At 59.2% G+C, this 25,945-nt stretch carries 26 protein-coding genes; all 26 read right to left on the reverse strand.

The features are described from left to right. Positions 1-257: 257 nt before the first annotated feature. Positions 258-2,249 carry an SGNH/GDSL hydrolase family protein gene (locus K3762_RS09985; RefSeq protein ID WP_260009247.1) on the reverse strand — a complete coding sequence of 664 codons (1,992 nt, stop codon included), beginning with the start codon at positions 2,247-2,249 and terminating at the stop codon, positions 258-260. A gap of 118 nt (positions 2,250-2,367) precedes the next feature. Then, positions 2,368-4,872 (reverse strand): hypothetical protein, encoded by a 2,505-nt coding sequence (locus K3762_RS09990; protein ID WP_260009249.1) that lies wholly within the window; start codon positions 4,870-4,872, stop codon positions 2,368-2,370. Then, positions 4,838-5,011, reverse strand: a complete 174-nt coding sequence (locus K3762_RS09995; protein ID WP_260009251.1) for a hypothetical protein — start codon at positions 5,009-5,011, stop codon at positions 4,838-4,840. Before K3762_RS09995 ends, K3762_RS09990 begins: the two co-directional genes overlap by 35 nt. 13 nt (positions 5,012-5,024) lie before the next feature. Then, entirely contained in the window at positions 5,025-7,301 is a 2,277-nt protein-coding gene (locus K3762_RS10000) for a hypothetical protein (protein ID WP_260009253.1), read from the reverse strand. Between the two features lie 15 nt (positions 7,302-7,316). Beyond that, the gene (locus tag K3762_RS10005) at positions 7,317-8,582 is read right to left on the reverse strand and encodes a phage tail protein I (protein WP_260009255.1); all 1,266 of its coding nucleotides are present in this window, start codon (positions 8,580-8,582) and stop codon (positions 7,317-7,319) included. Continuing rightward, complete coding sequence (locus tag K3762_RS10010) at positions 8,572-9,477, reverse strand: baseplate J/gp47 family protein (RefSeq protein WP_260009257.1); 906 nt, start codon at positions 9,475-9,477, stop codon at positions 8,572-8,574. The genes K3762_RS10005 and K3762_RS10010 overlap by 11 nt, the downstream gene beginning before the upstream one ends. Positions 9,478-9,610: 133 nt before the next feature. Next, positions 9,611-10,564: a phage late control D family protein gene (locus tag K3762_RS10015; protein ID WP_260009260.1), complete on the reverse strand. Its 954-nt coding sequence runs from the start codon at positions 10,562-10,564 to the stop codon at positions 9,611-9,613. Between the two features lie 16 nt (positions 10,565-10,580). Then, positions 10,581-10,790 (reverse strand): tail protein X, encoded by a 210-nt coding sequence (locus tag K3762_RS10020; RefSeq protein WP_260009262.1) that lies wholly within the window; start codon positions 10,788-10,790, stop codon positions 10,581-10,583. Beyond that, positions 10,787-11,227, reverse strand: coding sequence for a phage tail protein (locus K3762_RS10025; protein ID WP_260009263.1), 441 nt, complete (start codon positions 11,225-11,227; stop codon positions 10,787-10,789). The genes K3762_RS10020 and K3762_RS10025 overlap by 4 nt, the downstream gene beginning before the upstream one ends. A gap of 1 nt (position 11,228) precedes the next feature. Next, the gene (locus K3762_RS10030; RefSeq protein WP_260009265.1) at positions 11,229-13,640 is read right to left on the reverse strand and encodes a phage tail tape measure protein; all 2,412 of its coding nucleotides are present in this window, start codon (positions 13,638-13,640) and stop codon (positions 11,229-11,231) included. A 134-nt stretch (positions 13,641-13,774) separates the two neighbouring features. Then, complete coding sequence (locus K3762_RS10035; protein WP_260009267.1) at positions 13,775-14,110, reverse strand: phage tail assembly protein; 336 nt, start codon at positions 14,108-14,110, stop codon at positions 13,775-13,777. A 118-nt stretch (positions 14,111-14,228) separates the two neighbouring features. Beyond that, positions 14,229-14,741: a phage major tail tube protein gene (locus tag K3762_RS10040; protein WP_260009269.1), complete on the reverse strand. Its 513-nt coding sequence runs from the start codon at positions 14,739-14,741 to the stop codon at positions 14,229-14,231. Between the two features lie 11 nt (positions 14,742-14,752). Further along, the gene (locus K3762_RS10045; protein WP_260009271.1) at positions 14,753-15,940 is read right to left on the reverse strand and encodes a phage tail sheath subtilisin-like domain-containing protein; all 1,188 of its coding nucleotides are present in this window, start codon (positions 15,938-15,940) and stop codon (positions 14,753-14,755) included. A 61-nt stretch (positions 15,941-16,001) separates the two neighbouring features. Further along, the gene (locus K3762_RS10050) at positions 16,002-16,337 is read right to left on the reverse strand and encodes a GPW/gp25 family protein (RefSeq protein WP_260009273.1); all 336 of its coding nucleotides are present in this window, start codon (positions 16,335-16,337) and stop codon (positions 16,002-16,004) included. A 4-nt stretch (positions 16,338-16,341) separates the two neighbouring features. After that, positions 16,342-16,503, reverse strand: a complete 162-nt coding sequence (locus tag K3762_RS10055) for a hypothetical protein (RefSeq protein ID WP_260009281.1) — start codon at positions 16,501-16,503, stop codon at positions 16,342-16,344. Positions 16,504-16,514: 11 nt separating this feature from the next. Then, complete coding sequence (locus tag K3762_RS10060; protein WP_260009283.1) at positions 16,515-17,039, reverse strand: phage baseplate assembly protein V; 525 nt, start codon at positions 17,037-17,039, stop codon at positions 16,515-16,517. Continuing rightward, entirely contained in the window at positions 17,036-17,794 is a 759-nt protein-coding gene (locus tag K3762_RS10065; protein WP_260009292.1) for a hypothetical protein, read from the reverse strand. The genes K3762_RS10060 and K3762_RS10065 overlap by 4 nt, the downstream gene beginning before the upstream one ends. Continuing rightward, on the reverse strand, positions 17,791-18,162 hold the full coding sequence (locus K3762_RS10070; protein ID WP_260009294.1) for a hypothetical protein: 372 nt from the start codon (positions 18,160-18,162) through the stop codon (positions 17,791-17,793). Before K3762_RS10070 ends, K3762_RS10065 begins: the two co-directional genes overlap by 4 nt. A gap of 94 nt (positions 18,163-18,256) precedes the next feature. Further along, on the reverse strand, positions 18,257-18,526 hold the full coding sequence (locus tag K3762_RS10075; protein WP_260009296.1) for a hypothetical protein: 270 nt from the start codon (positions 18,524-18,526) through the stop codon (positions 18,257-18,259). Positions 18,527-18,540: 14 nt separating this feature from the next. Beyond that, a complete protein-coding gene (locus K3762_RS10080; protein WP_260009298.1) occupies positions 18,541-19,569 on the reverse strand; it encodes a major capsid protein in 1,029 nt (342 codons plus the stop codon). 14 nt (positions 19,570-19,583) lie between these two features. Further along, positions 19,584-19,958: a head decoration protein gene (locus K3762_RS10085; RefSeq protein WP_260009300.1), complete on the reverse strand. Its 375-nt coding sequence runs from the start codon at positions 19,956-19,958 to the stop codon at positions 19,584-19,586. 17 nt (positions 19,959-19,975) lie between these two features. Continuing rightward, a complete protein-coding gene (locus K3762_RS10090; protein ID WP_260009303.1) occupies positions 19,976-21,298 on the reverse strand; it encodes a S49 family peptidase in 1,323 nt (440 codons plus the stop codon). Between the two features lie 10 nt (positions 21,299-21,308). After that, positions 21,309-21,545 carry a gpW family protein gene (locus K3762_RS10095; protein WP_260009305.1) on the reverse strand — a complete coding sequence of 79 codons (237 nt, stop codon included), beginning with the start codon at positions 21,543-21,545 and terminating at the stop codon, positions 21,309-21,311. Continuing rightward, the gene (locus K3762_RS10100; protein WP_260009307.1) at positions 21,538-23,151 is read right to left on the reverse strand and encodes a phage portal protein; all 1,614 of its coding nucleotides are present in this window, start codon (positions 23,149-23,151) and stop codon (positions 21,538-21,540) included. Before K3762_RS10100 ends, K3762_RS10095 begins: the two co-directional genes overlap by 8 nt. Then, complete coding sequence (locus tag K3762_RS10105; protein WP_260009309.1) at positions 23,151-25,190, reverse strand: phage terminase large subunit family protein; 2,040 nt, start codon at positions 25,188-25,190, stop codon at positions 23,151-23,153. The genes K3762_RS10100 and K3762_RS10105 overlap by 1 nt, the downstream gene beginning before the upstream one ends. Next, positions 25,190-25,825: a hypothetical protein gene (locus K3762_RS10110; RefSeq protein WP_260009311.1), complete on the reverse strand. Its 636-nt coding sequence runs from the start codon at positions 25,823-25,825 to the stop codon at positions 25,190-25,192. Before K3762_RS10110 ends, K3762_RS10105 begins: the two co-directional genes overlap by 1 nt. Positions 25,826-25,945: the final 120 nt, after the last annotated feature.

Here is a 25,945-nt window from a genome sequence, read left to right on the forward strand (position 1 = left end):
GATCGGCCGCGCGCCGGTGTCCACCTCGATCACTTCAACGCCGTGAAGGAATGCCATTTATCTCGCCTCAACAATTGCCGACAGTTGCAGCAATCATCGGCGCGAGGCAGCGCCCTTTCCTCTGGCGGGTTCCCCGCCGCCTATCTCGGCGAGGAATGCGGCACCTAAATATTCCAGATGTGGAATTTCATGCCCAGCCGTCACCCACCGACGCAAGCGGCGGGAGAGTACTTTGCAGGGGGTGGCATGGTCGTGACCTAGCTAGAAGCATATTCAGGGAGGCCCGAACGGGACAGCAGCCAATTCGCAATAAATATGTGGCCGTCATAGTTCGGATGCAGGTTGTCGGCCATAAAGCTCGCATTCCAACCGGGCAATTCTTGGCAGACTGAGTTGAAGTCGATCAGCGGTGAACCTGTATGGTTAGCAACATCGGCAATGGCCTGCTGTACGTCCTGAAACCGAATGCCCCGGTTGTTCATTTGAGCGTCAACAGTTGTCGAATATTGCACCTGCGTATTGGTCATAAAGACCGGGATGCCGCCGACACTTGACACAGCCGCCGCCAAGTCGCGGAGGTTCTTCTTCTGATCGGCGTAGGTTGCGGCTTCCTGACTTTCCCAATCGTTGATGCCTGTCGCAATTACGACAACATCCCCATCCTTAACGTAGGGTATCACGCGAGCAATCTCGCCAGACAAATAGGTTGCAGTGGTTTCGCCAGACACGCCCTCATTGTTGACGATGGCGTGAAATGAAATGTCGTGGATGGCAACATTTCCAGAGGTCGTATAGACAATAACTCCAACGACGCCTTGCTCAGAAAGGTCGCTCTTGTCATTCATAATATATGACCGGGTGATATATTTCTGCACACCACTGGCACCGATGCCGAGCGTGTCAGTCGCGATGGTGTCAAGGTCGCCGCCGCCCCCAGCACCGAAAGTATCCAGATAGCCCAAGCCGGTAATGGTTGAAGGCGCAACAATGGTGTTATCATCCATCATAAACCGCACCGAGAAATTCCCCTGCCCCTCGTTTCCGAGATAGCTGATTGTCGCGGTATTGTACGCCCCTTGATTGGCGAGAGCGCAGACCTTTTGCGTTGGGCCGTAAACATCAAAAGCGTTTTTGGTTACAGTGTTGACCTTCGGCATGTAGATTGTTGCGGTGGTTGTTCTCGTTGCACCTGTCAGGAAGAAAAGACGCGCAGAACTCGTCGGCTCAAAACGAACAGTGATCTTCTTGGCTGATCCGTACCGCAGCTTCAGAATATAGTGCTGTTTTTTGGCGGCGGTAAAATCAAGCTGTGCTGAGTCGGTGAAGCCTTCAATGTGAAAGTCATCGCCTAGAGCGGGTGCAAAGAACGCCCCCCCATTCAGGGAAATGGTAACATTCACAAGCGGCGCATGGCCCGAAAGTTTCAGCGCGTGGATGTCGCATTTGCCGCCTTTCGGCAGGTCAAACTCAATCGGCTTTGTAAGTTCACAATAATTAACCGCTGCCGCACCACTGGAGGCGATAACGCTTTGGTCAAGGAACCCGTTGAAGTCGTCAAGAGCGCCTAGTGGAATGCCCGAAAATGATCCATGTGACGCACCCGCAACCGAAGGGTTAAAGGTTGGATCATGTTGCGCCAACGGAGCCTCACGGCGGCGCAAGCCATATGCAAATATATTGGGCCAAGCGTAAGAGTGACGCGCATCTCCGGGAATTTGGCCTGTGGTGCTGAAACCGTTGGCCACCGAGTCTCCAATAAAGTGAATGCCCACTTCTGGGTCAGAGGCCAGCTTTCGCAGTTGCGCAATCCCGCAGCTGCCAGTATTTCTGAAGTCTGCCCGTTTTACCGACGGGTCAATGATGTTCACATCGGTTAGAGCGGAAATGGGCTGTTGATACGTCAGACCGTCAGCCACCACTCGGGCAATGTAGGATCGTTGTTCGCTTGAGGTATCCACGTCGCCATTGACGCCAAAAGCTTCTGCGTCCCCTTCCAGCACCTCCAGCTTCACCCCGCCCGCTGTCGTCCAGGGATAGCCATTGACGACAGGGGTGCTCGGGTCCGCTACCTCATATCGGAAGCCCGCCGCCTCCCAAATCTCTCCATCCGCCAGAGCCGGACGCTCGGACGCCAGCATGTCGGCGACCGTGTCGAACTTCGGCCCTCGCAGCAGGCCATCCAGAAGATTGCGCATGGCATCCACATCGCCATCTTCGGCGGTTACATTGATGTTGTAGTCTTCAGGCATAATAGCCTCCTAGATTGGTTTACCGCAGCGCCGGTCATAGCTTTGGCGCACAGCGTCATGTCCCAGCCTGTCAGCCAGCGGCACAAGCGGCGGCTAACGGCATCGCATATGGCGAGCATTAGCCCACCCAATACCGGACACCCGCACCCGACGCGCCGTTATTAACTGTAGTAATCACAAACGAACCGTCATTGACCGTCGAGACATAGGGCTGCGCCGCCGCGCCATTTGCATTTGCAGGTTGGATTGTAACGAGTGTGGCCGCTGTAATATTGGCATTTGTAACCGTTACCGTGCCACCAGCCCCCCGGCCCGCTACGTCTTGATACGCATATTTAGCGACTTCCCGGTCGAAGTGGCACCCGCTCGGATACACAAACGCCCCGTTAAAGCGACCCACTGCACCTGCCGTTCCTTTACCCGAAACGCCTGTCGCATTGACCGTGCAGCCGTCTGCCCTGATCGCATAGCCCCCGGCGCTCACGACCTCGACCCCATGCACGTTGAACACGCTTGCGGCTACGACACCTGTTGCAAACAGGTTCAACGCATCCGACCCCGCGTTTTCGATCAGGCCATCGGAGACAGTAATTCTGTTCGCCCCATCCGAGCAATTGACACCTTCTGACGCGCAGTCTTTGACGGTAAAACCGGATAGGGTGACGCCTGTGGTCGATGCCCCAAAGTTGATGCCGTTTCCTGCACTGCCCACGCAGACCACGCCGCTGATCGTGCTGCCGTCGCCGGGGACACCCGCATGGCCGATATTTAGGCCATTGAAAAACGCGTTGGCATGGATGGTCACGCCCTCAAGGCTCGACCAGCGGCAATCGAAGGATGCACCGGACGCCCCGGCATCTTTTGAGGTCCAGCCGCTCGACTGGCAGTAATCCCCCGATTGCTGCATTCCAGACCAGCTATCGACGCCACCATATGTTTCCAGATTGCGCATCTGCGAGCGGTCGCAGTTCTGGCACCAGAACGCCTCTCGCCCGTAATCATCGGCGCGGCTGTCATGCACTTTCGCACCGGGAGAATTTCGCACATAGACCGCCCCTGTCGTGTTGTCGGATGGGGTGGCCGTGGGAAAGTAGTTGCCCTTGATGTTGGCAACCGCGAACTCGAAGCCCGGCGAATTGTCGATGTCCACCAGATTGTGCCAGACGGCGTTGGTTGTCCCTGATTGGTTCGCCTTGTTGCCGTCTAGAGTTCCCTTGCCGATGATCCGCTGGCCCACATTGCCGCCAACCTGATCCGAGTTGGACAAAAGCGACGATCCGGCGGGTTGGCTGGGGGCCATGCGTAAGGTGCCGTCAATGATGACCGTCGTGTCGCTCGAGACTGTCAGTGGCGCGGATTGGAACAGATAGCCAGCCGGGAATAGCACCTTGCCGCCAACATTAAGTGCCGTCTGTAGAGCGGTTGTTTCCGTAACGATCCCGGCTCCTGTGGCACCAAATGCAAGCACACTCTTGCTACCATCCGCCCCCGGCAGCACCCGCAACTTCACCCCGCCCGATGTAATGCGGTGGTAGCCTGTCGGGTTGGTCGTCGCGTGAAACGGGTCAGCGTCTTCCGCTAACACGCGAAAGCTGAACCTGTCCTCCCGAGTCTGTACGGTGTCACCCTCAGACACGCCAGAAGCGCCGGGGCCATAGGACAAGGTTTCGTTGGTGTCGATTGCCGCGCTGTTGCTCAGCCACACGCCGTCATACAGCGCCGCCATCGCTGCGCTATCAGCTGCCTCGTCGGCCTTTTGACCGGCGTCAACCGAATGCTCCTTCGATGACTTCGTGCCAACGCCGCCCGGTTCCGTGCCTTCGGCCCATGAGTGGGAGCGCTCAGACCAAACCTTCGCGCTCTTCGCGCCGGCAACGCCTTGGGGCTCGGCATCACTTTCCGCCCAAGCCTGAGCCCCCACCCGGTTTTTATCCGCGGCCAATGCAGCGACCGTAGCCAACTTGGCTGCGGTACGCGCACTCATGGTATCAGCACCATCAGGGGCTGAAGGCTTTTCTGCCCAATCACGCGCCGCCTCGACGGCTTCCGCGCTCTCGGAATTCATCGCTTCACGCAGCACCTGCGCGTCTGCGAACAGCGAATACTGGGCGATGGTGGAGCCTGCCAAGGCACCGATCACCCAATCCGAGTGCGGTCCTCCTGACCCATAAACGGAAAGCACTAGACACTCGTACTCCCCCGTTTCTTGATCATAGGAAATGGTACGAGCGATGCCGTAGTCCTCGGTCGTTCCGAGCCGCGTCAGAGCGGTGAACGGAGAGGGAGTGAATAACTCCCGCTCCGTTTCATCCCCAACGATGAACGTGTGGACATCCCCGATAGCAATCGTCGCCTCAGTCGCGGAGTTAGCGATCAAGAACCCACGGCTGGTCAACTCAAACACCTGCTGGATCGCAGGCGTCAAAATGTTGTTGATCCGATCAAGAGTGAGCCCTTGCAGGTTATCGAGCAAATCCTCGGCAGATGCCTGCTGCTCCTGCAACGGCTGCAACCGCACATCGATAGCTTGCAGCAGCCGGCGCAGGAAAGCCAAGTCGAAGCGCTCCTGCCCGTCGATGTTGAGTGCGCTAGATAGCGGCTGCCTGAACGCGTTCGATGTCATTCTCGTGCTCCTTGATTACCAGCCCCTTCATTTTCACGACCGCGCCGGGTCGCAAAAAGGTGCGGTTGACCCGAACCGGACGCAGAAGCGTCACGTGGTAGGTTTCCTCGTCGTTTACGTTTTTGATTTTGATCGACATTGCTCATGCTCCTTTAGGCGAATGCCACATAGGCGAGACGCGCTACGTGGTCAGCGAAGCGGCTATCATCCGTCGCGCCGACTTCCTTGATTTTGAACGAGGTGATCGACGGAACAGTGAAGGACAGCTCGCGGATCATCGCGCCGGCATCATCAGGCGCCACGGTGTCGATGCTCGCATCGGCCGTAACTTCCGTGTTGAACCCCGCACCATGCAGCAAGGTCACGGTGCTGGCGTTGTGCGCGTCGTCCCAATTTTCGTAGCGGACACGCACGGTCACGGTTGTGACGGCCGCTGGCATGGTCCGCTCGGCAGACACAATCGTCCGCGCCGAACCCGGCCGCGACACTTCAACATTTGAACGCGCCGCCGTCACGCCAAGAGCCGGCATGATATCCTTGGTCCCAATGAACATGGCGCGGAAACGGGCGAACTCCGGACGGGTCGCGAGGATCGCATCATCTTGGGAAAGCGTTTTCCACTCGCCCGCGATCAGCACCTGAAACTCAAGCCGCGTCCCTTCGAACACCGTGGTGTCAGCGTTGATATCGATCATGTCGATACCGCCGCCGAGGCTCAGAGGCGACAACTCGACCTGCAGAATGGGCGCCGTGAATTCAGCGAAGAACGCCTCCATTGCAAGGTCCACATTCGCATCGCCCTGCTCGATTTCGCCGTCCTGCACATAGAAGATGCCGCCAGTTGCCAGCTTGTTGCCTTCGACCGTGGCGAGGAAGTGTGCGCCCGCAGACATGACCACAACGGCATAGCGCGCGCCCTTCTGCACCGGCACCGCCCCGAAGTTGATATTCGTAGCGGTTTCCCCGTTGGGGTCCGCGTCGATATCCGCCACCGCAAGAGTTTTTCGGGCGATTGTGCGTTTCAGGTCCAGCGCGCCGGCCTTGGTTTCCGAGATGATAACATGGACCTCACCGGCTACCGCCTTGCGCGTGAAAAACAGGTTCAGGCTGGTCAGATAACCATCGCTACCTTGCAAGATCGTCTGTCCTACCACGGAGCCGGAGACATTCTCAGTGTTCACGACACGGTCGAAAAACGGCTCCTCGAATTGCTCCTCCGTGTAGCGGCGAACCCGGACCCAGTGCGTCAGACCTTGGCGTTCAATGTTGTTCCCTACATTTTCAACTTCGTAGGTTTCCCCCGCACGGCGGAAGATGCCCTCGATGGGGTCATATTGCCCATTGCGCCAGAACGCGGAGTTTGTGCAGACTTGCTGGCTTTCGTGGTAGCGGACCACCGTCCGGGTTCGGGTCAACTCCCGCACTTCGACGGTTTCGATGGTGGTGTCCGCAAGCGAATACTCCCCATCACGCCCCGTCACCGAAAGCAACTTCTGCTCAGCAAAATTCGGGACGGCCATATTGTCATGGACGGTCACCTTGGGTTCAAGCGGGTTGTTCAGCGCGATAGGCAAGTTTGCCTGCGCCGCGTAGGGGAAGCGCCCGCCTTCCAGAATTGTGGCGTTGAAATCGGGATGATCGGTATCGATCTCGTCCGTGGTCAGAAAGTGATCCGTACCCCACGCGGTGTAATCATCCGGCAGACCGATTTCCTCTTTCACGTTGGCAACGTCGATGGCCAGATCGGTGACAAACCCCACGTTCGCCTTCCCCCGCATCGCGGCACCCAGCCCGGCAATGTTCGACTTCGCAGTGTCGAGCTCCGGCCCGATAGCGGTCAGGCGGTTGTTAATGACCGTAATCGCTTCCTTGTTTTTGCGCACAGACGGCAGCTGGTTGGCGGTGAGAGCTCGAATGCTCTCGATCCCGGCCGGCGTAAGCACCACTTCGGCGACAGCCACAAAATCAGACGAGATCGCAGGCGCCACAGGCGTGGCGTTTTCCTGCCCATAAACCACGTCCAGATAAGCAACCCGGCGACTTTCAGTCGCGATCTCCTGCCCCTCGATCTGACGCGTGGCCGCGTCGGTCAGGATCGACCGGGTCTCCAAATCCGTATCTACCTGATTGCCATAGGCCACGACGATGGCGATGCGCTTTGCCACCGCAGGCAGGTCCGACAGCATATCGAGGGACACGCCGCCTTCATCATCGCGGTAAAAGACTTCGCCGTTTTTATACATGCGCCCAGCGCCGACAGTAACCTCGGCAGGAGCGGATTGGACCGTAGCGAACCCGGCATATTTAACCGTGTGATCGATTGCGTCCCGATGGAGCGTATCAAAAGAGGCGCGAGGGAACGCACCGAAGTTATTGAAGTCCTCGGTCGTGACCTTCTGGTTCGGCGTGATATTAACTTTGCGCTGCATGGGGCGATCCTTTTGTTACAGAGCGTTTGCGACATACCCACCGAGACGCTGGCCTTCTTTCAGGCTGAACCCATCCGCGAGCGTTCGCGGCCGGAGCGTTTGATGAGTGTAGAGAATTTGATCCCGCAAAGACTTGGAGGACCGGACGGATCGAGAGACACGATCCCGCGCGGCATTGACCTCCTCGGTCGCGCTCATTTCACCGATGAAGGAGCGGCCGGCATAGGTGTCATCTTGCGCGCCTTTTTCGTCCAAACGGATGATCATTTGCGCGGTGTAGAGCGGGAAATCAGATCGGCAGTGATCCGCATAGCTGTTGCCGCCATCGACCAGCGGTGCGTTCACATCCGGATTATGAAGGTAGAGCACATCGGCCAGAAGATCGTCAGCGATATCCTTGGTGACAAACATATCCGCTGCCAGAGCATCATCCGAGAAATGACCTTCATCAGCCAGGGCTGTTTCGCTCTCACGATAGTAGCGCGTGTCCCGCGGCTCATACCCGACCGGAACCGTATCGAGAAACGCCACGGCTTCACGATGTTTGTACGCCCGGTCGATGGCGAAGGAATAGGTACGCTGCGCTACTTCGTCAGCTTCAGCAAAGAGCTCCGAATAGAACCCCTCGCCCGCGAAGATCGCGAGCGGATCATCAGCTGGGCGGATCACTTGCTCGAACAGAACCCCGGTTCGGGTTTCGCTGGTGGCTTCGACCCGCCTGATTTGGATCGGCTGGTCAGCTGCGCCCTTGCGCTCGCGCAGCACCGCTTGTCGCGCGCGCAGATGTGCGCCCTTGTTTATGTCGACACAATCCTCGTCCGAGTAGGCATGGTCCGCGAAATGCCCCAGCGGCGCCGTCCAGGTATCTGTGCCGCGCGCCAGCTTGATGCGCAGACGCGGCTGCCGGTCAAGGTAGGTCTGCCATTGCTCGGCCGACAGATCAGGCGCCGCATAGACGCCCTCGGGAGGCGTAACCGTCTGGACGATTTCACCCCCGGCAATCTCGACATAGCGCCGAACGCCCCCGAGCGTCCCCTTCTTACGATGATCGGCCGGAGCCGACGCAATCACGGAACGCTTCTTTTCTTCCGACCAATCCACGTCCCAGATATCGACCGACCGCTCGTAGGCCAAAAAATTGAGCATGTGCGCCGGACATGCCCACGGATCGCGGAAGCGCCGAACCACGTCCACATCGAACGCGCCCCACCGATCCGACGAGACGGCATCGAAGGCAAGCTCCAGTGGCGTGGCATTTTGGGGGAGCAGATCAGCCGTCATAGCTGACCACCTCGAAATCGATAGAGTTTAGAACCGCGACCTCGCCATAGTCGCGGGCAATATCGGCCGCAGGCGAGGAAACAATCACCTTGTCCATCGCGCCGACGCTGGCCGCATCGATCACCGCGCTGCGCGGCAGATCGCGAGAGGGAGTGCGCCGCTGCGCTGCCATCGCTTTGATCGCCTCGACGGCTTGGTCCCGAACCGCCAGAGCATCCGGCCCCGGCAGGACGTAGCCGGTCCCGACGACATCGTATGGCACATTGACGACCGAGCGAACGCTGAGAATGTCGGTCAGCGGCTTGATGTCCTCGCGCGACAGATGCGCGCGCACCGCGTCCAGAAGATCATCCGGCGCGGCACCATCACCCTCGCGCGATTGCACAGCGACATTTACATGGCCCGGCATTGGGGACCAGACATCGACATTAAGGACGCGCGGGTCGGCCCCGAGCGCATGGAACACATAGCCCCCCGGAGCACCCGCGCTCGAAAACGCCTCCGGAGCCAGCAGAGTGCGACGGCGCAACTCCGCGTCGGTTTCCATGACAGCAGGCGCAGAGCCGGACGCCTCAGTGATCACCCGGCGTATAACACCATAAAAGGCAGCCAGGTGATCGAGATCGGCCCCAGCCGCGAAGGCGATCATGGTACCACGAACCACGTCATTGACTGCCGATAATGCTAGGAGTTCGCGGTAGGCATCCGACTGCTCAATGATGACGGCGGGTTCGGACTCGAGCCCAAGCGCGTTCACCTCGATATCAGCTGCGTCGAAACGAACCCGCAGTGCCTCCAAGCGCGCGGACAAAATGGCCTCGTAATCTAAGCCGCGAATGGCCAAGGGGGAAGGAAACCGCGACAGGTCCAATGTGGAGGAAGAAAAACGGCTCATTGAATTACCTCTTCGCGCAGCTTACCCGTCGCGCCCAATTCCATTACACTGCTAGCTTCCAGCACGCCGCACTCGAACACAGTTAAGGGCGTCCCCGACGGGAGCGATGAAAGATTGTTCATTTGGGGCATCCTCAGACCTTAGCGTGGCCATCAAGGCGGGTACGATACCCAGCCTTGCTCACGGTGTGTGTCGCGGTTTCAAGAATAAACGGCTGATCCTCGATCTCGCGCAGCACGCCGACGAACTGGACGGGTGCGCCCGCGCGAAACGCGGTGTTGCCGACAACTTCGACGCTGAACTTTGCCTGCCGCCGCCGCATATCCTTAGCCTTTGCTTTGGCGGCGCTCGTGGCCTCTGCCTCATCAGCGAACGGCTCACCAATCCGCCAGATCGCCGTGCCAGCCTTATCGCTCGGGACCGTGACCTCCTTGCGCACCCCGGCTGCCCGGTCAGTGTAATGAGCTGTCACCTGGGAATATTGGCTACGATCGCTGAACTCGAACCGGCAGGTATTGGGCACGATCATAGCGGATGTGATTGTACTGCTGGTTAAATCAACACCCGAAGGTGACCGGCCTGCCCCTCGCGCCGCGAATATCAGGCGTCCATCCTTGATCGAAAACAGCGCATCGTGACGTTTCGCCAGCCGCTCGAGAAACGCTACCGAGCTTTCATTCACCTGACCGACCCAATCATAAACGTGAGCCCCAACGACGCTGTCGACAGAAGCTGAGAGACCGAGGCCTTCTGCGATATCGGCCACGATCTTGGATAGCTGGGAGTTGTCCCAGTGCCGTTCTCTTGTTTCTTTCTCTTTTCCTTTGAAACCGGCAGCCTTGCCCGTCACCTCGATTACATGTGGGAAACAAGAAGCAGAGACCGTCTCGGCCGTATAGCTGCCGAAATAATCGCCGTTGATCCACGCCTCAATCTTTGCGCCCTTCGGCGGCAGGGGGAACGCCTGATCCGGATTCGCGATGACAAGGTTGATCGTATCCGAGGATACGCCCTCTTTATCCACAATCTCGACCGACTGAAGGCGCGATCTAAAATCGACCTCGCGGCCATCTACGACAATCTTCATCCCTGGCGTCATGGATTCAGTCCCACAATGTCACAGTTTGGCGCGCATCCTGAGCTGCGGTCACATCCGGCAGACAGACCAACGTTCCGGCGGGCAATCCCGGCCCCAAGGCCCCGAGGCCAGGGTTCACGTTGAGAACCGCTTCGACATAAGAGCTTTCATCGCCGTAGTGTTCTCGGCATATTTCATCGACCAGCTGGCCTTGGGTGGCGCGTACAGTCTTCATGCAAACAACGTCTGCACGAATTGCGCTGCCGCGCCGGTGTAATTTGGCTGCCCCGCGTAGGATCGGATTTTGAGGCTATAGGCGTTGCGGGCAGGCCTCCCGCCTGCGTCGATGAAGCCGTGATCCTCTGACACGCCCTCCACGACATGCGGACCAAAGACATTATTAGGTGCGAGGCCAATCGCAACCAGTGGCAGGATGACCCCCATGCTAGCGGCTCGACTAAGGCCATCGAGGGTCGCCTGTCCCCCGAACTCGCTAAACAGAACACCTCGGATTGTCTCTGATCGGCCACTGCCGCCCAACCATTGCAACCGATCCTCGCCGCCCGCGACCTCGATCGACGCCCATGGCGTATCGAGATTGCGCCCACGATCGGCGAGAGAAAACCCTTTTGCCTCAAACATGAAGGGACCGAGCGCCATCAAGACTGCCATGTTAAAACTCATCCGCGAAGTGAGAGCCAAAGGCGTTCTGGACCTGACGCCCAAAAGCCTGTGCCAGATCGTCCAAACTCGCATTCGTGCCGCCCTGCACGATGATATTGCCGAAGGTCACACTTGCAGGGCCACGAGACCCACCACTGCGCGAAGACCCGCGCAGCGCCCTGGTCATCGCGAGCTGCGCCTGCGGCACGTTAAGAATGCCCCCAGAAGCGGAAGGCACCATGACTTCCGATCGCACCCCTTCATTGACCAGATAGGGAAGTCCGGCGACCACTGGACCGCCGCGGGCCTTCTTGCCGATTGCGTGCGAGTTGTTCAGGAGATCATTGGCGCCCGGGGTCGGGTTAGCGTTGCGCATCGTCGGCTTGGTATAGGTCACGCTATTGCTGAGATCGATGTTTCCGATGGCCTTTGCGATCCTCGAGGGGATCGTCTTCACCCATTCGATCAGAGATTTAACCTTTGCCTCCATGCCATCCCGCAGGGATTGGATGGCTTGGCCACCCAAGTCCCATAGTTTTCCCGGCAGAGCACCGATCGCATCCAGGATGCGGTTAGTCATGTCCCGGGCGTTCCCTGCTACACGCGCCTTCTCCTCTTCGGTCAAAACGTTTTGGTCAAAAATTCCGCCTGTAAAGAACGACTTTACCGCCTCAATTGCAGCCCCCACACCTGCGCCCAGACCGCTGAAAGCTTCACCCACCTTGGAGGTCAGAGGCTCCAACCATTTCAGGACCGGTTTGAATGCATCAAGAACCGGCTGCAAACGATCCCCGATGGCGGACGCTACGCCGGATACCGTTGCCTTAACTTGATCCCAGTTCTTGTAGATCCCAAGGCCGGCGGCACCGATCGCCGCGACGGCAAGCGCAATGGCGCCCCAAACCGGCGCGGAGATGACACCCACTGCCCCCACGAAGGCCGAAAAGCCCGCTGCGACCGCCGTGAGACCTGTCAGTCGGGCGATCCCGGCCACCGATGCCCTGATCTTGTCCAAACGCGTAATCTTAACGCCATTCATCGCAGCAAGGGCCTCTTGTAGGCGGCGCGACTCGCGAGCGGCCTTCCCGATGGCTGATGCACCACGCGCAGCCCCGTAGAGCGCCGTCAGCCCGTGCGACAAAGCCCAAAGAACGCCGCCTTTGCCTGTAAGCCCAGCCAGTTTCAGGCCAAGAAATGCAAGCCGCATCCCAGCAAGCGCGGAAGCCATTTTCACGATGTTTTGGACCAGGTCTGGGTTTTCACGCGACCATTTAATCAGCGCTTGGATGAACGGCTTGATCTGTTCCATCGTATCCGAGAGCGCGGGTAAAAGCGCCTCGCCTATCGTGATCGATAGCTCGGCCACGATGTTCTGGAAACGCTGTAGGTCCGAAGAAAAGGTCTTGGAGCGTGCGGCGTATTCTTTAAGAGCGCTGCCTGCATATTGCGATTCATCAGCCACATAGCCCAGGGCCTCACGCAGCAAGTCGGTATTTGTGATAAGGCCGGTCAAGGCCCGCGCCTCATCGCCGAACAGGTCAGACATCGTCGATTGACGCACTTCAGCTGGCAGCTTTCCGATCGCGTCGATGACTTCGAGCGTGGTGCCAACTGCATCCTGCTGCATCCGCTTGGCGACATCCGAACCACTTAGGCCGAGCCGATCGAACGCGGCAACTTGACGTGCTGTAGCACTTTCGCCTCGCGTCAGAGCTTTCGCCATGTTCCGGAAGGACGTGGCTGAGACTTCAGCGCCGTGCCCAGAAGCCTGCATTGCGGCGCCAAACGCAGCGGCTTCTTCTGCGACAAAGCCCGCAGCAGTGAGATCACCTGCGATACGCGTCATGAAGTTCGTCATCTCAGGCGCGGTCGCGGCCATGTTGTTCGTCAAATGGTTGATCGCATCAGACAGCCCCATGGTTTCATCAAGAGACAGCGCAAGCGCGTTGCGCATTGAGTTCACGAACCCGCCGGCCGATTCCGCGCTGATGTCAAATGCCGTACCTATCTTTGCCGTCATCTCGGTAAACTTGATCAGCTGATCGCCTTTGAGACCAGACGAGCCCCCTGCAGCAGCTATCTCGGCCAGTTGTTGAACCGTCATCGGGATTTCACGGCTCAGGGCGAACAGTTCGTCGCGAAAGTTCTGAAACCCGTCAGGCGTTGGAAAATCTACGACCTTTCGGACATCAGCCATCGCCTCTTCAAAGCGCATGGCGGCTTTCACCGGCTGTGCAATGGCGTAGGCCGCGGCTGCAGCGGCGGCAGCGCTGGCCGCGAAGGCACCACGTGTTTGGGCGATGGCGCGGTTGTTCCGCTCGATTGCGCCATCCACGCTTTTCATGGCGCGCTGCACACTTTTGGCCGGACCGGTAACCTGGTCAACCAAGCGCATGATGAGCTGAGAGGTAAGTGTGGCCATGCGTCAGCGCTCCTTTCCAGGTTGTTCGGCTTCAAGGATTGGGTTGATTTCAGCGTGGGTCAGAAGGAAGTCGTCGTCAGTCCAGTCACTCACATCGTTGATAGACTGGTTCAGATACCGCCCGATCTCACACATCATGCGTCGGAAAGTTCTTCCGTCTCCGCCTCCGCTTTGGCCGCCGCCGTCTCGGCGTCCTTCACGGCCTTCGCTACCGACTTTCCCATGACGGCGATTGTCTCCTTCGATGCCGCTTCATAGTCTTCGGCATCGAGCTCCTCGATCACGGGGAGCGGCACACCGGCCATTGAGGCGAGCATAGCCATGTGCTTTCGCATTTCGCCCTTCACGAGGTCCATCGCGACGAGGTCTTTTGCCTTGCGCCGGCGGAAGGTGAGCGATGTGTAGGTCTGCTCTTTGTACGTGATTGGCTCAGAAAGGTTGATCGTCACGGTCTTAGGAGAGTCTGACATGGAAAGATGCCTCAATTAACATGGAATTGGCGGCTGCAATGGACTTCAGAGCAACCATGTTGGCGTTATCGGACAACACATTGACTAGGGGGACGGCTCGAAGCCGCCCCCCTAGTGATCAGACCAAGCCGAGCGCGCGTGCCATGCCTGGGTTCTGCACCTTGCCGCCGATCCGAACTTCAGTGTCGGTGATATGCCAGACCTCGCGGTCCTGGCCGTCGGTCTCGCAGATCAGTGTTTGCTCATGAACGGTGAACTCGGTCGTGAGGGAGGCTTTAGACGCAGGGGCGTGATCCCCGGGACTGACAGACGTTGCTTCGGCCACCATCAGGCAACGGTAGCTGTGTTGCGTACCGTCTTCGCTTTCGGCGTAGCCGCGCGCGATCAGATCGTGAGGGCCATTACCCATGAGCTCGAGGATGGCGGGATCAAAGCTGGACAGCTCCACAGAGAAGCTCTGCGTCTCATAGCCCATGCGAACCACGCGCGGCTTGACCATCCCGGCATTACGAAACTCTTCGGTGGAAGCCTCTGGTGCTGGCAACGTAAGTTGAGCCATCTGGCCGATCTGGTTAACGCCAGCCATGTTGACGGTAACATTCTTCAAAACGAAGGCGGGGGAATTAGCCATGTCGTGTCTCCTTATGCCGCTTCGGCGATGACAAACTGACCAGACACGCTGTCAAACAGCGCCTCATAGGCCACGATTGGGTTGCGGTACGCCTGAATGCGTAGGTCGTAGATCGGTGCCGGCGGCTCATATTGCAGGCCAAACCGCACGATGCCCTGCACGCCATCTTCGGCAGTCTGACTGGCAGCGAGGCCAAAGCGCGAACCGGGCAAGAGTACGTTCTCACCCTCAAGGCGGCGCAAGAGCCGTTGACCTGCGATTGTCATCAGATCGAGCGTGTCGCGGATCATGGGGCGCCCCATGAAGCCATAGAAGCCGTCTTCCAGTGTCTCATTCACATAGTCAGCAACGCGAACCACGTTCAGGAACTGCCAAATGGACCCGGCCTCGTTTGCCGCAGTCGTCTTGGGCCCCCAGACTTTGAACCCATCGCCACGATTGATCACCGTTGAGACGCCGGCTTCATTCAGCTCCGTCACTTCGGTCGCAAAGTCGACGGGACGGTTAACGCCGATCAACCCCAGAGCCTGAACATTCGTAGCAGGCCACGCAACGTTCTGCGTGCGATCGAGGTTTGATTGGATCGCGGCGAACAAGGTCGATGCAGATTTCGCGGTTGGCACCCCGCCAATACTCTTGAGGATCTTGTCGTCGGTGACTGTCGCGCGGCGATTGCTCAAAAGGGCGGCGGCAGTGATTGCATCAGCGTTGGTCGTGCCGGGGCCGTCCGCGAATACGTATCCCCGCAAGTCGTCGACCACCGTCAAAAGCTCGGCGATCACTCCGTCAGCTGCCCCGACACCGGCATAGGCAATGCCCGCCGTGGGAAAAATCTTGGGTTTTGGGAGACCCAAAGACGTCGCCTTGCGGAAGGCATGAACACCGGTCTTTGTCGTCGCGTCTCCGATCGCATTTGCTGTCAGTTCGGCTGCGTCAATGCCGCTATCCACGAACGTCAGCACGACCGTTCCGCCGCTGTTGTCCCAAACAGTATCCAGCTCTTGTTTCACGGCGTCCGGCAGATCAGCCGCGTCAGACGGGTTGCGCACCGCAATAGGCGTGTTCACTGCGATACCGCTTGGCAGGTCCGCTGGCGTGACTGCCTGAATCATGCCGATGGTCGACGTGCCGGTTGGTTGTGGGATAACGGGTTCGTTTGCGTCCTGGATCACCCGGACGCCGGAAAATGGCTCGGCCATGCGTTCTCCTTTCGCGGGCTGTCCGCGTTTCTTTGTTTCACTTATTGGTTGAGGTCGTTTGTCAGGCAGCCAGCGGCAGCGTGTCGCTGACGGCCGTTCCGTTGTAGATGCCGTAGATCGCGATGCTGAGCACACCGTTGGACTTGCCTTGGATCAATTCGCATCCGGTGAGAGTGAAGCGCGGCTCCCAGCGGGAGATCGCCAAGGCAGTCGCGGCGTAGACGGTAAGGATATTTGCCTTGGTCATCGGACGGCCGATGAGTTTGTACAGATGCGACCCGAACTCGCGCCTCATGACGCGTGAGCCGATGGGCGTCGTCAATATGACGGCGATCGATTGGCGCACGTGGTCCCATCCATCGAGAGGTTGACCGGTTTCGCGGCTGACCCCTGTCATCGGATCAGTCCTTCGCCTTCTTCTGGGCAGACTTCACCGCAGCAACCTGTTCACCGCGAATGAACGGGGCGGCCTGCGCCGGGGATAGCTCTACGGTCGCGCCCTCGGGTTTGTGCACTCCTAGAATGAACGACGCCTTTGAAACGGTGTAAGTGTTGGTCTTCATGTGCCTCTCCATCATTCCGGCGCACCGGTCTTGCCCGCGCCAGGTTGCGTGTCTTTATGTCTGTGATCTGCCCCAACGTTGGTGCCGTTGTGTAGCAGCGTGCTGCCCTCGATCGTAACGGGGCCAGAGATGTGGACAGGGCCGTTTAAGGCGAACCCTTCCGAAGTCAATTCGAGCCGGTGATCACCCTTGGTGATGATCAGCTCTCCGTTCGCGGCTTTCGGTCGTTCTTTGTCGGCAGTGAAGCTCGACAACGCGATCACGCCATCGGTCAGGTCTCCGCTCTCACTCGTCACCTTCACCCGCTGACCGATGACCGGCTCACCTTGGATCTTCAGATCACCGCTTGAGAGCGCCTCAACTGGCATCCACGGGCCTGTAAAGCCTTCGGCAAACTGAACCCGGTAGCGCCCTGCTGCGGGGTCAGCGGCCGTCACAGTGCCCTCTCTGCTTCGGCCCCGTTCGCGGCGCTTCAGTTCAGCGATCTCGCGACCGAGATAGGCGACTTGTTCGCCCAGACGGCTTGGGAAGGTCATTCGACCAGCCACCTGATTTCGGAAACCGGCGCGCCCCCTGGATAGAGCGCGGCCGGTACGAGGACGCTCGCAGCATCTTCCGAAAGGCCGTAGCGGGCGCGCACTTGCTCATAGCTCATCGGCGCGTCGGCCGGACCAAGCAAGGTTGCGACATTTTCCTCAACATCGGTTCCAGCCACTGCGGTTTCAAACCGCTTCGCGTAATGTGCAGGCGCCAACTCCGCGCCCCAGACCGGGTCGGCTTTCGCGTCTACCCACATCCGGATTTGCCGTGCTGCCAAGCGCGTGCCGCTATCCGACAACGTCGCCCGCTTGCGTTCAATTTTCGTAATGCCATCGTGCAAATGGGCAAAGAGCAATGCCCATTCTCCATCGCCGTGTAAGGTCATCGCGACCTGTCGATCGATGATATCGAGTGCAGCTTCCATGCCGGTATCCGTGGCCGGGACGCCATAGCCAGTGAAAGTTGTCTCGCCAGTCTCTTCGTTAAAGGAGCCCATCGCAGCCGCTATGCCGCTCTCTATGACAAGCTCCACGATGCCGTTTTCCCACAGCGTTGGATGGCCCATGCCGTCAACCGTCGCGTCGTCGGTGTAGATAAGGATGAACGGCTTGTCAGAATTATCCCGCAATGCGCCATCAGCGGCGATATCGAGTGCCCGAAAGTCGCTGTTCTTCACGTTATCGCCAACGAGGGTCTGGCCACGCAGCGCCTCAACGGCAGCATGGCGAAGGGCAAAGCGACACAGGCTCATATTTCATCTAGCTCCACGATCAAACGCGAATGATCACGATCACCCACGGAATCCACTTCGAACCATGGGCGCCCTGCCCGCTCGACGGCTCGGAGACGGTCTCCCTGCCGCAGCACGAGGTCAGGATATTTCTCGCGGGATATGTGCGCCCGCGCTTTCCCTGACGCGATGCGCGCCCCCCAGGATTTGCTCTTCCCACTTACGCCATCGTTTTCCTCGACGCCCACGCGCAGAGGCGAGATCACGTCGCGCGCCGTCCGCGCGGGGTCAATCTTGCCTGCGTTTATCGGAAGGACATGGAGAGTTTCCCCCATCAGATCATCGACTGCACGCACGGCAAGGTCGCGATACTTGTGGAAATTGGCCATGGCTAATCCTCAATAATGGTCGGGAACGCGGGAGGACACGCCCCCGACCTCAGAAACCGCCCGCGGGAGGCACGGGCGGATTGCGGAGCGAGGCTTAAGTCGCGCCCTCTTCTTGCACCGCCGCCCAGATCGCATCACGCTCAGCGGCGGTGACGCGGTCACTGCCCTCGGGCATCTCGGCTTCGATTGCATCGGTCTTAGGCTTTCCGTCAGCGGTGAAGCCATCGGGACCAAGCGATTGGATGGCTTCGCGGATTAGCCCACTACGGCCCGGACCTTTCGCCTCCATTGATGCTGCAATGGCGTCGTCGGAGGCGTACTGCCCCGCTTTCCTGAAAGCTCCGTCATAGAAACCCGGTTTCACTACGGTCCCCATGATCAGGCTCGACGACCGGGGATGAGCATGCCGGGCTTCGTGCAGATATGCAGCGGATAGCTGTAGATCTCCGCGCGATCCCACGCTTCACGGCCGGAAGGATCAGCCAGCAGCATCGAGTAATACTCTTGGGCCCGTCGGTTCAGGTAGCGTTTGGATTCCTGGCATGGGCCGAAGCCCACTCGGAATACGCCGCGCGCACCGATCGGGAAGAACTTCACCTTGTCCGTATTGATTGCGAGCTTCGTGTCGTCATCAGTGCCACGATAGTTGATGAAGGTGATGTTCTCGATCTCGATCGCCGAGTATCCCTCGATGCCTTCCAGCGACACAGCGCTGTCAGTGTGCAGTTTGGTCTCCTTGATCTGGTCGTGATTGACCAGTGCGTCGAAGAATGCATCACCGCAGAGCGCGCCAATCCGGGTCGACGGCGTCCAGGCACCCTTCGACGCCTTTTGCATGGCGCGACCGACATCCCGGCATTTTTTCCGGACGTCTGTCGTGGCAGTCCCGAGCGCGAAGTTCACCTCAGTCGGCGGCGTGATACCCCACTCGGTGTACCAGTTGATGATCGGAGTGGCGCCGTCCGCATCATAAACGATGCCCTGGATCGCACCGAGGCGATGATGCTCCCAGGTCAGCTCCAGATCGTCCATGATTGCTGTTGTGCGATCTGCCAGTTCATCAGCAACTTCGACCGTCTGCTCCTCAAATGGTAGCGCAAGGATACCGGCAAGCTCAGTGGAGTAGATCGTCGACCCTTTGGCCAGACGTGGTGCCTTGAAGAGACGGACGTCTGCACCTTCAGGGACGAGCTCTTCAAGAGGCGCGCCGAGCTCTGACGTCGGAATGAGCGCCAAAGTCCCATTCTTCTGCGCGACGGCAATGGCCGAAGAACGCGAGTAAATTGGATCGAACAGATTGAGTGAGCCGAGCAACTGCGGCTTGAACTCGGTATTGTCCACGATGTTTTCGTCGTATTCGACTACGCCCCAACCATTCTGGTCAAAGACATCTAGTACAAGTGCCATGGGTCACGCCCTCCTTATCGGCCAATGATGCCGCGAGCCGCGAGTGCGGTCATGGCGGTGGATTTCTCGTTGTCGGTCGTGCCGTTTGCGAAGGTCAGCATTTCGGCATGAACCTCAGCATCGCGGACCGTGTAGGTCCGTCGCACATCTGCGCTCGTGGCATCACAGCCCTCGAACAGAATGCCGACAGCTGTTTCGCTGCCATCAACGCCGGCGGGGTCGTAGGGCACCAGCTTGCTCGAAGCGGTGACCATGCCCAGCACAGCCCCCGCCTTTAGCACGCCGGAACCCGACGCGATAACGCCCTGCTCGCGCGCACGCATGCCCGAGGCTTCGGATACGAGGTACTGTCCCGGGCGATTATGGATGTCTTCATTAAGTGTGGGCATTGTCCCTTACCTCTCGATCAGTTGCGCCCGCGGCGCGACAGGTTGCGTTTAGTGGCAGACTTGAGAACCGACGGATCGGTTTTACCGCTCGGCTTCGGCTGGCCGCCCAAGCCTTGGCCAGCGAGGTTTCGCTGACGCTCATAGGCTTCCGGATCGGTGTCTGGTTTGTCATCGCCAGCGGGCTGCTGTTCGACGGCCTGTGGCGCGGCGGCGAGCGCGGCCTTTACCTTCTCCAGATCATCGTCGGTGTTTTCGGCGAAGTGCTGCGCCAAGCTCTCGCGGCCCTTTGCCTCCGGCAGACCCATGATGTCGGCGCGCCGCTTGCGATCCGCAGCAACCGCATCTTTAGCCGCCTGGGAGGCGGCTTTATCGATGTCGGCTTGGGTGAGTGCGGACTTGTCATCCGCCGTCGATGCATTGGTCATAGGATTCTCCTTATGCTGACCTTTTTGGGCGGCGGATGGTGCCGCCAGCTCATCATGCGCCGCAGTGCGGCGGCGATCCTTCACCGCGGGGGCCCGCGGGAAATCTGTCTCAGTGGCAAGGCGCGCCAGCGTTCCTTCGAAGGTGTCGACCCGGTCGGCCATGCCGATCGCCACAGCCTCTGCGCCGACGAGGACGCCGCCCTGCCCAAACTCGGCCGCGACATCCTCAGCAGTAACGCCACGATGCTTTGCAACCGCGTCCAGGAACACCGCTGCGAGATCATCCGCACGCTTCTGGTAGGAAGCGGCCCCGGCCGGTGCATCCGGATCAGGGTTCTTCATCGGTGACTGCGAAGAGACAAACTCAATGTCGCGGACACCACGGGCACGATCCTGCTCGCTGGTATCCGTCATCCCAAGAATGACCCCAATTGATCCGACCTCAGCGCTATCATCGATCACAACTTGCCGGGCAGCCGTGGCCAACCAATAGGCGGCTGATGCGCCCATGCCGCCCACGTAAGCCACCACCGGTTTTTCAGCGGCGTAGATCGCCTTGGCGAGCTCGCCGCACCCGTTGACAGCCCCGCCGGGACTGTCGATGTTCAGCAGGATCGACCGAATATCGCGATTGTCGAGCGCCACTTGCAAGTCGCGGCGCAGAATGTCGTAGGACGTGGCCCCGCTGAACTCTGTAAACATGTTCGCCCGGCGAAAGAGCGGCCCCTGTACGTTGAGGATCGCCACCGGCCCGCGTTGCTCAAGTGTGGCAGAGCGGCCGACAGCTTCGGCGCGGTAGGCCTCCAAGGCTTCCGGCGTAACTTCGTGATCCCGGGCCGCAATTGTCAGGATTTGTTCCAGCGCATCAGGCTGGATCGCCCACGGTGTCCCGAGGGCGGCGTCAAATGCATTCATGTTTGCTTCCTCAGTGGGGCCGAAAACGAACGCCCATGGCGTAGCGTTTGCGTTTCGGGGTCTTGCCTTCCGCAATCGCGCAAAGCTTCTCCGCCTCCGCAATCAGCCCGTCGAGGCGCGGCAAGTCCGCCTTTGTGAGACGAACCTCATCCTCGCCGAACCTGACGGTTGCGGCCTTCTCTCCGGTGATCAAATCACGACGGATCGCTTTAAGCTGAGCGGCTTCTACGCAGGGGTCTTCAGCCATCGGCAGGTTCCCTCATTCCATCTGCTGCGCCGCCAAGGGGTCCAGCTCCCTCGCCTCCGGACATGCGCCCATGTGGCGGCGTCACCCCAGCTTCGCGGAAACGCTCAACCTCACGCGTGATCTGATCGAGGTCTTCTTCCCAATCGCGTCCTTCTTCAGACGCAATCTGCTTCAGCGTGGTCTGCCCGGTTTCGAGCTGCACCTTGCGGGCGATCGCGTCCTTATACGGGTCTGCACTCGGTTTTGCCGGGCCGCGCCATTCCGCATCGACCACTTTCTCGCGGTTTGCAGCGAAGGCCTGGTAGCCACCTTTCAGCGGAATGCGGCCGGTGCCGATGGCCTCATCAAGCCAAGCTTCATAGATGCCCTGCGCCATAACTGACGGAATCCGCTCGCGACGCCGGGCGATTGTTGGCCAGATAGTGGCCACAGCCATGCGCACACTTGAATAGTTTGCGCGCGAATGGTCCATGGTCAGGCTTTCGAGCGTGACACCCAAACACCGGGCAACTTCTTGCATCAGGCCCATCTGGAACGGTTGGTATTGGGGCCCTGGTGTCGCGCTACTGTGCAACTCCAATTCTTCGCCGGGCCCAAGGTGGTTCACCTGACTGGTGTCGCCACCGATCGACAGGCTTTTCGTCTTCAATGCATCAAGTCGATGCTCCCAGACGGACATGAGGTCCGTCGCCAAGTCTTTATTGCCTTGGAACCCGTCCATATCATTCAGCTGCTGCAAAGCTTCGAACGCCGTTTCCGAAGGCTCGGGGCTTTTAATCGTCGCTGCAAAAGCGGTCTGCAACAGCGCCGTCGTCAGCGTGGCGTCGGCGAATTGATCTGACTGAGCGATGACCTTGAACGCGGGTGCCATGGGCGTGATGCCGCGCGGGCTGTTCGGCGTCGCGCCCCGATCCATCACGTGGATGACCTGCGCCACCGACCCCGCGCGGGCCAACACGTCGATGTCACGCTCCAATCCGCCTTCGGACCGCCGGAACCGATACGACATCGGTCGACCTAATTCATCGTGATAGATCCCCTGATCCCACCCTTCCATCGGGCTCGAATAGCGTGTCAGGCGGTGAGGCGAAACAAGCCGGACCTTTGTGCCCGTCTCCAATCCGTAGCGCCGCCGATCCCCGCGTCCCAGAAAATCGATTGTTGCGAGCGCCTCGCCGCCAGCCAGATAGTAGCGGACCGCACCGTCGAGCATTTCCTGAACGCTGGCTTTGCCTTCGAGATCACATTCCCAAGGGTTCCAGGACCAGCGCCGCCATTCCCGTTCGACCATCCGGCACCACGCCGCTTTCTCTTGATCGTCATATCCCAGCGACGCAAGGTCGGGCTGGCAGTTGAGCTTGAGCTCAGGGCCGATCATGTCAGCGATAATCTGATCCGTCGCACCAGCGATCCGCCCGCTGTTCTGCATGAAGTCAAAGGCGAGAGCGAAAGCCCGGGACGCGGCCTCGCGAACGTCGACCTTGACGTCGCGCGTGACGGCGCGACGCATGGAGAGGATGCCACTGCGATCGTGCCCCATATAGCGGGCTTGCGGCGCAACCTCCCGCGAGGGCATCGGCACGCCGCGATGATCGAGGAGTTTCATCATCGGTAGGCTTTCCATGAAGATTTGACGCGGGGTGTCATTGGCTCATTCTCTTTCGGCGGTGTCGCCTCAGTTTGTGTCGCCTTCACGACGGGTATTTCAGCATCGAAAAGATCACCCTGGGGGGCTTCAGGCGCGACACCGCGTTCAGCGGCTAAGGCATCCCATTGATCATCAGTCATTGATGCCCACCCCTTCCGGAGCGCTGCAGCCTCGGCATAGTTCATCGTGTCCAAGGCTTCGTTCCGACGTGTTGGCTCGACCAGCAACCAAGCGCTGGTCATCACGCCCACTTTATTGCGCCGCACCACGCGCGTCTCTGCAGTCAACATTCTGTAGTATTCGTCGCCAAGGTTTCTGGCGAACTGCGTGAAGCCGCGTTCGGTCGGCAACTCCTTATCCAAATGCCCGTAAAGTCCCGCCTTCATGGAAGACACATTGAGGTTGAAGGCACGTTTCTGCGCTCTTTTGGCCTTCCCGTCCTTCCGGCGCTCAAAACGCTGCGGCATCATCAGCGGGCCGTTCTGCGTCGAGGCCCCTTTCACAATGATTACGCGGCTCCATGGATGGGTCTTAGCCCAGCTCCAGACGTCGTCGGTATAGGCGCCGCCATCAATCGCTAAGATATCGAGCTGAACCGGCAATCCCAGTTCAGTCCGCCACTTCTGTTTCAACAGGGCATTGAGGTGCGCCCTGCCCGTTTCATCACTGATGTGATGTGGGATCACTTTGTAATCGATCACCCAACGGCGTCGGTTGGGACCAAACGCGACCAGCTGAGCTTCCATCCGATCATCTTGGCAGTCCACGCCAGCCGCAAAGATAAATCCGGTTGCCGGCAACACGCCGAGCTCTAAAACCTCGTCCGGGTCTGCATTCTCAGTCCGGTCGCGAAGCTGCTCCCAGTCCGGAGCATCGGTTGCCTGCTCGTACGGCAACCCCAGCACGTCGTTCCAAAACACCTGCTCGATTGCAGAACTAACCGTTGGTGCTGTCGCTTTACTCTTAGGCGCGACCTCCGCATCCTTTGTCGCCGATCCACTGCTGGAGGCCGCGAGACGCGACCAGCCCATCACCTGCGCGTATTCGCTGGCGATGGAAGCCCAGTCTCGCTGCGGCGCATAGGCCCGCCAGAGATGAAAACCGGGATGACTTCCGGCGGCGTTCTGCGGCACCCATTTTCCGAGGCGAACAATGCGTTCTTTATCCTTGTGCCGGATCGCATCACCGCACTTTTCACAAGTGAAGTGAGCCGCGTGAAGAGCCTCTGGTTTGAGGTTCTTTAGAAAGTTCTCCCAAGTCAGCGGCTGCTCAAAGCCGCAGTGAGGACATGGCACGTGGTAGAGCCGTTGATCAGACCGTTCATAAGCCAGCGTGATCCGGCACGTGCCTTTGATCATTGCGGTCGAGACCCGCAGGATTTTTGCGTCCTCGTAACCCGATGCTCGGCTTTCGGCCAGTTTCTCAGGGTCCCCCTTCTCGGATGGCTCGAATTTGGCGACATCGTCCATGACGACCAAGCGTCGGCTTGTCCCTGTCAGGTCTGCGGGCGAGCCTGCGGATGCCACCTTGATTGAACCGTTTCGATCGAGTGTCTCTTGGTTGAACGTATTGTCCCGATTCTCCCCGCGACCCGACCCGAATACCCTGATCAGCCCCGGCGCCTGCCGACGCATCGGCATCCACTTGTTGTTGACCCACTCGCTTGCCGCACTCCCCGTTGGATGAACAATCAGCGAGTCGAGCGGGGTATATTCGTGCCATTCCGCGATCGTCGGCTGAATTACCGAGACCGTTTTCCCCCACTGGGCCGATCCTCTGAGCGTGACTTCCCGACAGGGATGCTCTGGCGAAAGTACCTCGTGGATCTCTCGCAAGAATGCGAACCGAGAGATGTCGAACGGACCCGGCATGGGCGAGCGTGCATCGAACACGATATTCTCTTCGCACCAGCGCGTGATGTCCGGCGGCGGTGGTGGCGCAATGGCTTGGGCGATCGCGCGCGCCACCACCGCCTGCGCCGGAGCCAAGAAACCCATTAGAAGTCCACTTCATCCTCTGATGGGGAGAGCGTCGCAGCGTCAGCTTCAGCCGTTTTCTGTTCTGAGCGTTGCCCGCGATACTCCCGCCAAACCTGCGTCAAGATTGCGCGCGCCTCTTTGAAATCGACGCCCAACTCATCAGCGATCCGCCGCGCGCCACCGCGCAGCACAGAGCTTTCGATCGAGGCGATCTCCATTTGTATTTGCCGAGCCGTCTCCGAGTGCACCTCACTGGCAAGCACCCAGTTGCCCTCTTCGGATTCGTTCTGACGTCGGGCGCGTCGGGCGCGTTCCTCGAGCTCCTGTGTTCGCGCCAGCTCGTAACGGCTTGGGTCCTTGGCTGACAGTAATGTCGCGCCTTCGCCGTCGCGGGGAGGCTTCCCGGCATCGTCGTCGGATGTATCCTCGATCTCATCCAGGCTGCGCCGGGTCTTCGCGCCGTTGCCCAACATCTGAGCGGGATCGAGGCGCTGGCCCAGCTTTTCTGCGGCTGAGACCAGGTCAAAGCGGCGCGCACGCCCGTCGCCTTTGAAGCAACCGTCCAAGCGCCCATCTCTTACCAACTGGCTGATCCGGCCTTTCGAAAGGTTCAACTCATTGGCCAATTCAGTCGTGTTCAGCTGCCTGCTCATAACGCCCTTCCTGGCACCGGACAGCGCCGTCGTCTCTCCTGTCTCAAAAGGCTACGCCTAACCCATCCTATACGACCCTAAACAACCTATCGTTTAGGCTTTGGGCGTTGTTTATAATGA

Origin of the sequence: Sulfitobacter sp. W074, from assembly GCF_025142275.1 — a bacterium.
GTDB lineage: Bacteria > Pseudomonadota > Alphaproteobacteria > Rhodobacterales > Rhodobacteraceae > Sulfitobacter > Sulfitobacter profundi.

Bases quoted from the DNA above. Each gene is read 5' to 3' on its own strand.
- K3762_RS09985 (WP_260009247.1), bottom strand. From the start codon at position 2,249: ATGCCTGAAGACTACAACATCAATGTAACCGCCGAAGATGGCGATGTG.
- K3762_RS09990 (WP_260009249.1), bottom strand. From the start codon at position 4,872: ATGACATCGAACGCGTTCAGGCAGCCGCTATCTAGCGCACTCAACATC.
- K3762_RS09995 (WP_260009251.1), bottom strand. From the start codon at position 5,011: ATGTCGATCAAAATCAAAAACGTAAACGACGAGGAAACCTACCACGTG.
- K3762_RS10000 (WP_260009253.1), bottom strand. From the start codon at position 7,301: ATGCAGCGCAAAGTTAATATCACGCCGAACCAGAAGGTCACGACCGAG.
- K3762_RS10005 (WP_260009255.1), bottom strand. From the start codon at position 8,582: ATGACGGCTGATCTGCTCCCCCAAAATGCCACGCCACTGGAGCTTGCC.
- K3762_RS10010 (WP_260009257.1), bottom strand. From the start codon at position 9,477: ATGAGCCGTTTTTCTTCCTCCACATTGGACCTGTCGCGGTTTCCTTCC.
- K3762_RS10015 (WP_260009260.1), bottom strand. From the start codon at position 10,564: ATGAAGATTGTCGTAGATGGCCGCGAGGTCGATTTTAGATCGCGCCTT.
- K3762_RS10020 (WP_260009262.1), bottom strand. From the start codon at position 10,790: ATGAAGACTGTACGCGCCACCCAAGGCCAGCTGGTCGATGAAATATGC.
- K3762_RS10025 (WP_260009263.1), bottom strand. From the start codon at position 11,227: ATGGCAGTCTTGATGGCGCTCGGTCCCTTCATGTTTGAGGCAAAAGGG.
- K3762_RS10030 (WP_260009265.1), bottom strand. From the start codon at position 13,640: ATGGCCACACTTACCTCTCAGCTCATCATGCGCTTGGTTGACCAGGTT.
- K3762_RS10035 (WP_260009267.1), bottom strand. From the start codon at position 14,110: ATGTCAGACTCTCCTAAGACCGTGACGATCAACCTTTCTGAGCCAATC.
- K3762_RS10040 (WP_260009269.1), bottom strand. From the start codon at position 14,741: ATGGCTAATTCCCCCGCCTTCGTTTTGAAGAATGTTACCGTCAACATG.
- K3762_RS10045 (WP_260009271.1), bottom strand. From the start codon at position 15,940: ATGGCCGAGCCATTTTCCGGCGTCCGGGTGATCCAGGACGCAAACGAA.
- K3762_RS10050 (WP_260009273.1), bottom strand. From the start codon at position 16,337: ATGACAGGGGTCAGCCGCGAAACCGGTCAACCTCTCGATGGATGGGAC.
- K3762_RS10055 (WP_260009281.1), bottom strand. From the start codon at position 16,503: ATGAAGACCAACACTTACACCGTTTCAAAGGCGTCGTTCATTCTAGGA.
- K3762_RS10060 (WP_260009283.1), bottom strand. From the start codon at position 17,039: ATGACCTTCCCAAGCCGTCTGGGCGAACAAGTCGCCTATCTCGGTCGC.
- K3762_RS10065 (WP_260009292.1), bottom strand. From the start codon at position 17,794: ATGAGCCTGTGTCGCTTTGCCCTTCGCCATGCTGCCGTTGAGGCGCTG.
- K3762_RS10070 (WP_260009294.1), bottom strand. From the start codon at position 18,162: ATGGCCAATTTCCACAAGTATCGCGACCTTGCCGTGCGTGCAGTCGAT.
- K3762_RS10080 (WP_260009298.1), bottom strand. From the start codon at position 19,569: ATGGCACTTGTACTAGATGTCTTTGACCAGAATGGTTGGGGCGTAGTC.
- K3762_RS10085 (WP_260009300.1), bottom strand. From the start codon at position 19,958: ATGCCCACACTTAATGAAGACATCCATAATCGCCCGGGACAGTACCTC.
- K3762_RS10090 (WP_260009303.1), bottom strand. From the start codon at position 21,298: ATGAATGCATTTGACGCCGCCCTCGGGACACCGTGGGCGATCCAGCCT.
- K3762_RS10095 (WP_260009305.1), bottom strand. From the start codon at position 21,545: ATGGCTGAAGACCCCTGCGTAGAAGCCGCTCAGCTTAAAGCGATCCGT.
- K3762_RS10100 (WP_260009307.1), bottom strand. From the start codon at position 23,151: ATGAAACTCCTCGATCATCGCGGCGTGCCGATGCCCTCGCGGGAGGTT.
- K3762_RS10105 (WP_260009309.1), bottom strand. From the start codon at position 25,190: ATGGGTTTCTTGGCTCCGGCGCAGGCGGTGGTGGCGCGCGCGATCGCC.
- K3762_RS10110 (WP_260009311.1), bottom strand. From the start codon at position 25,825: ATGAGCAGGCAGCTGAACACGACTGAATTGGCCAATGAGTTGAACCTT.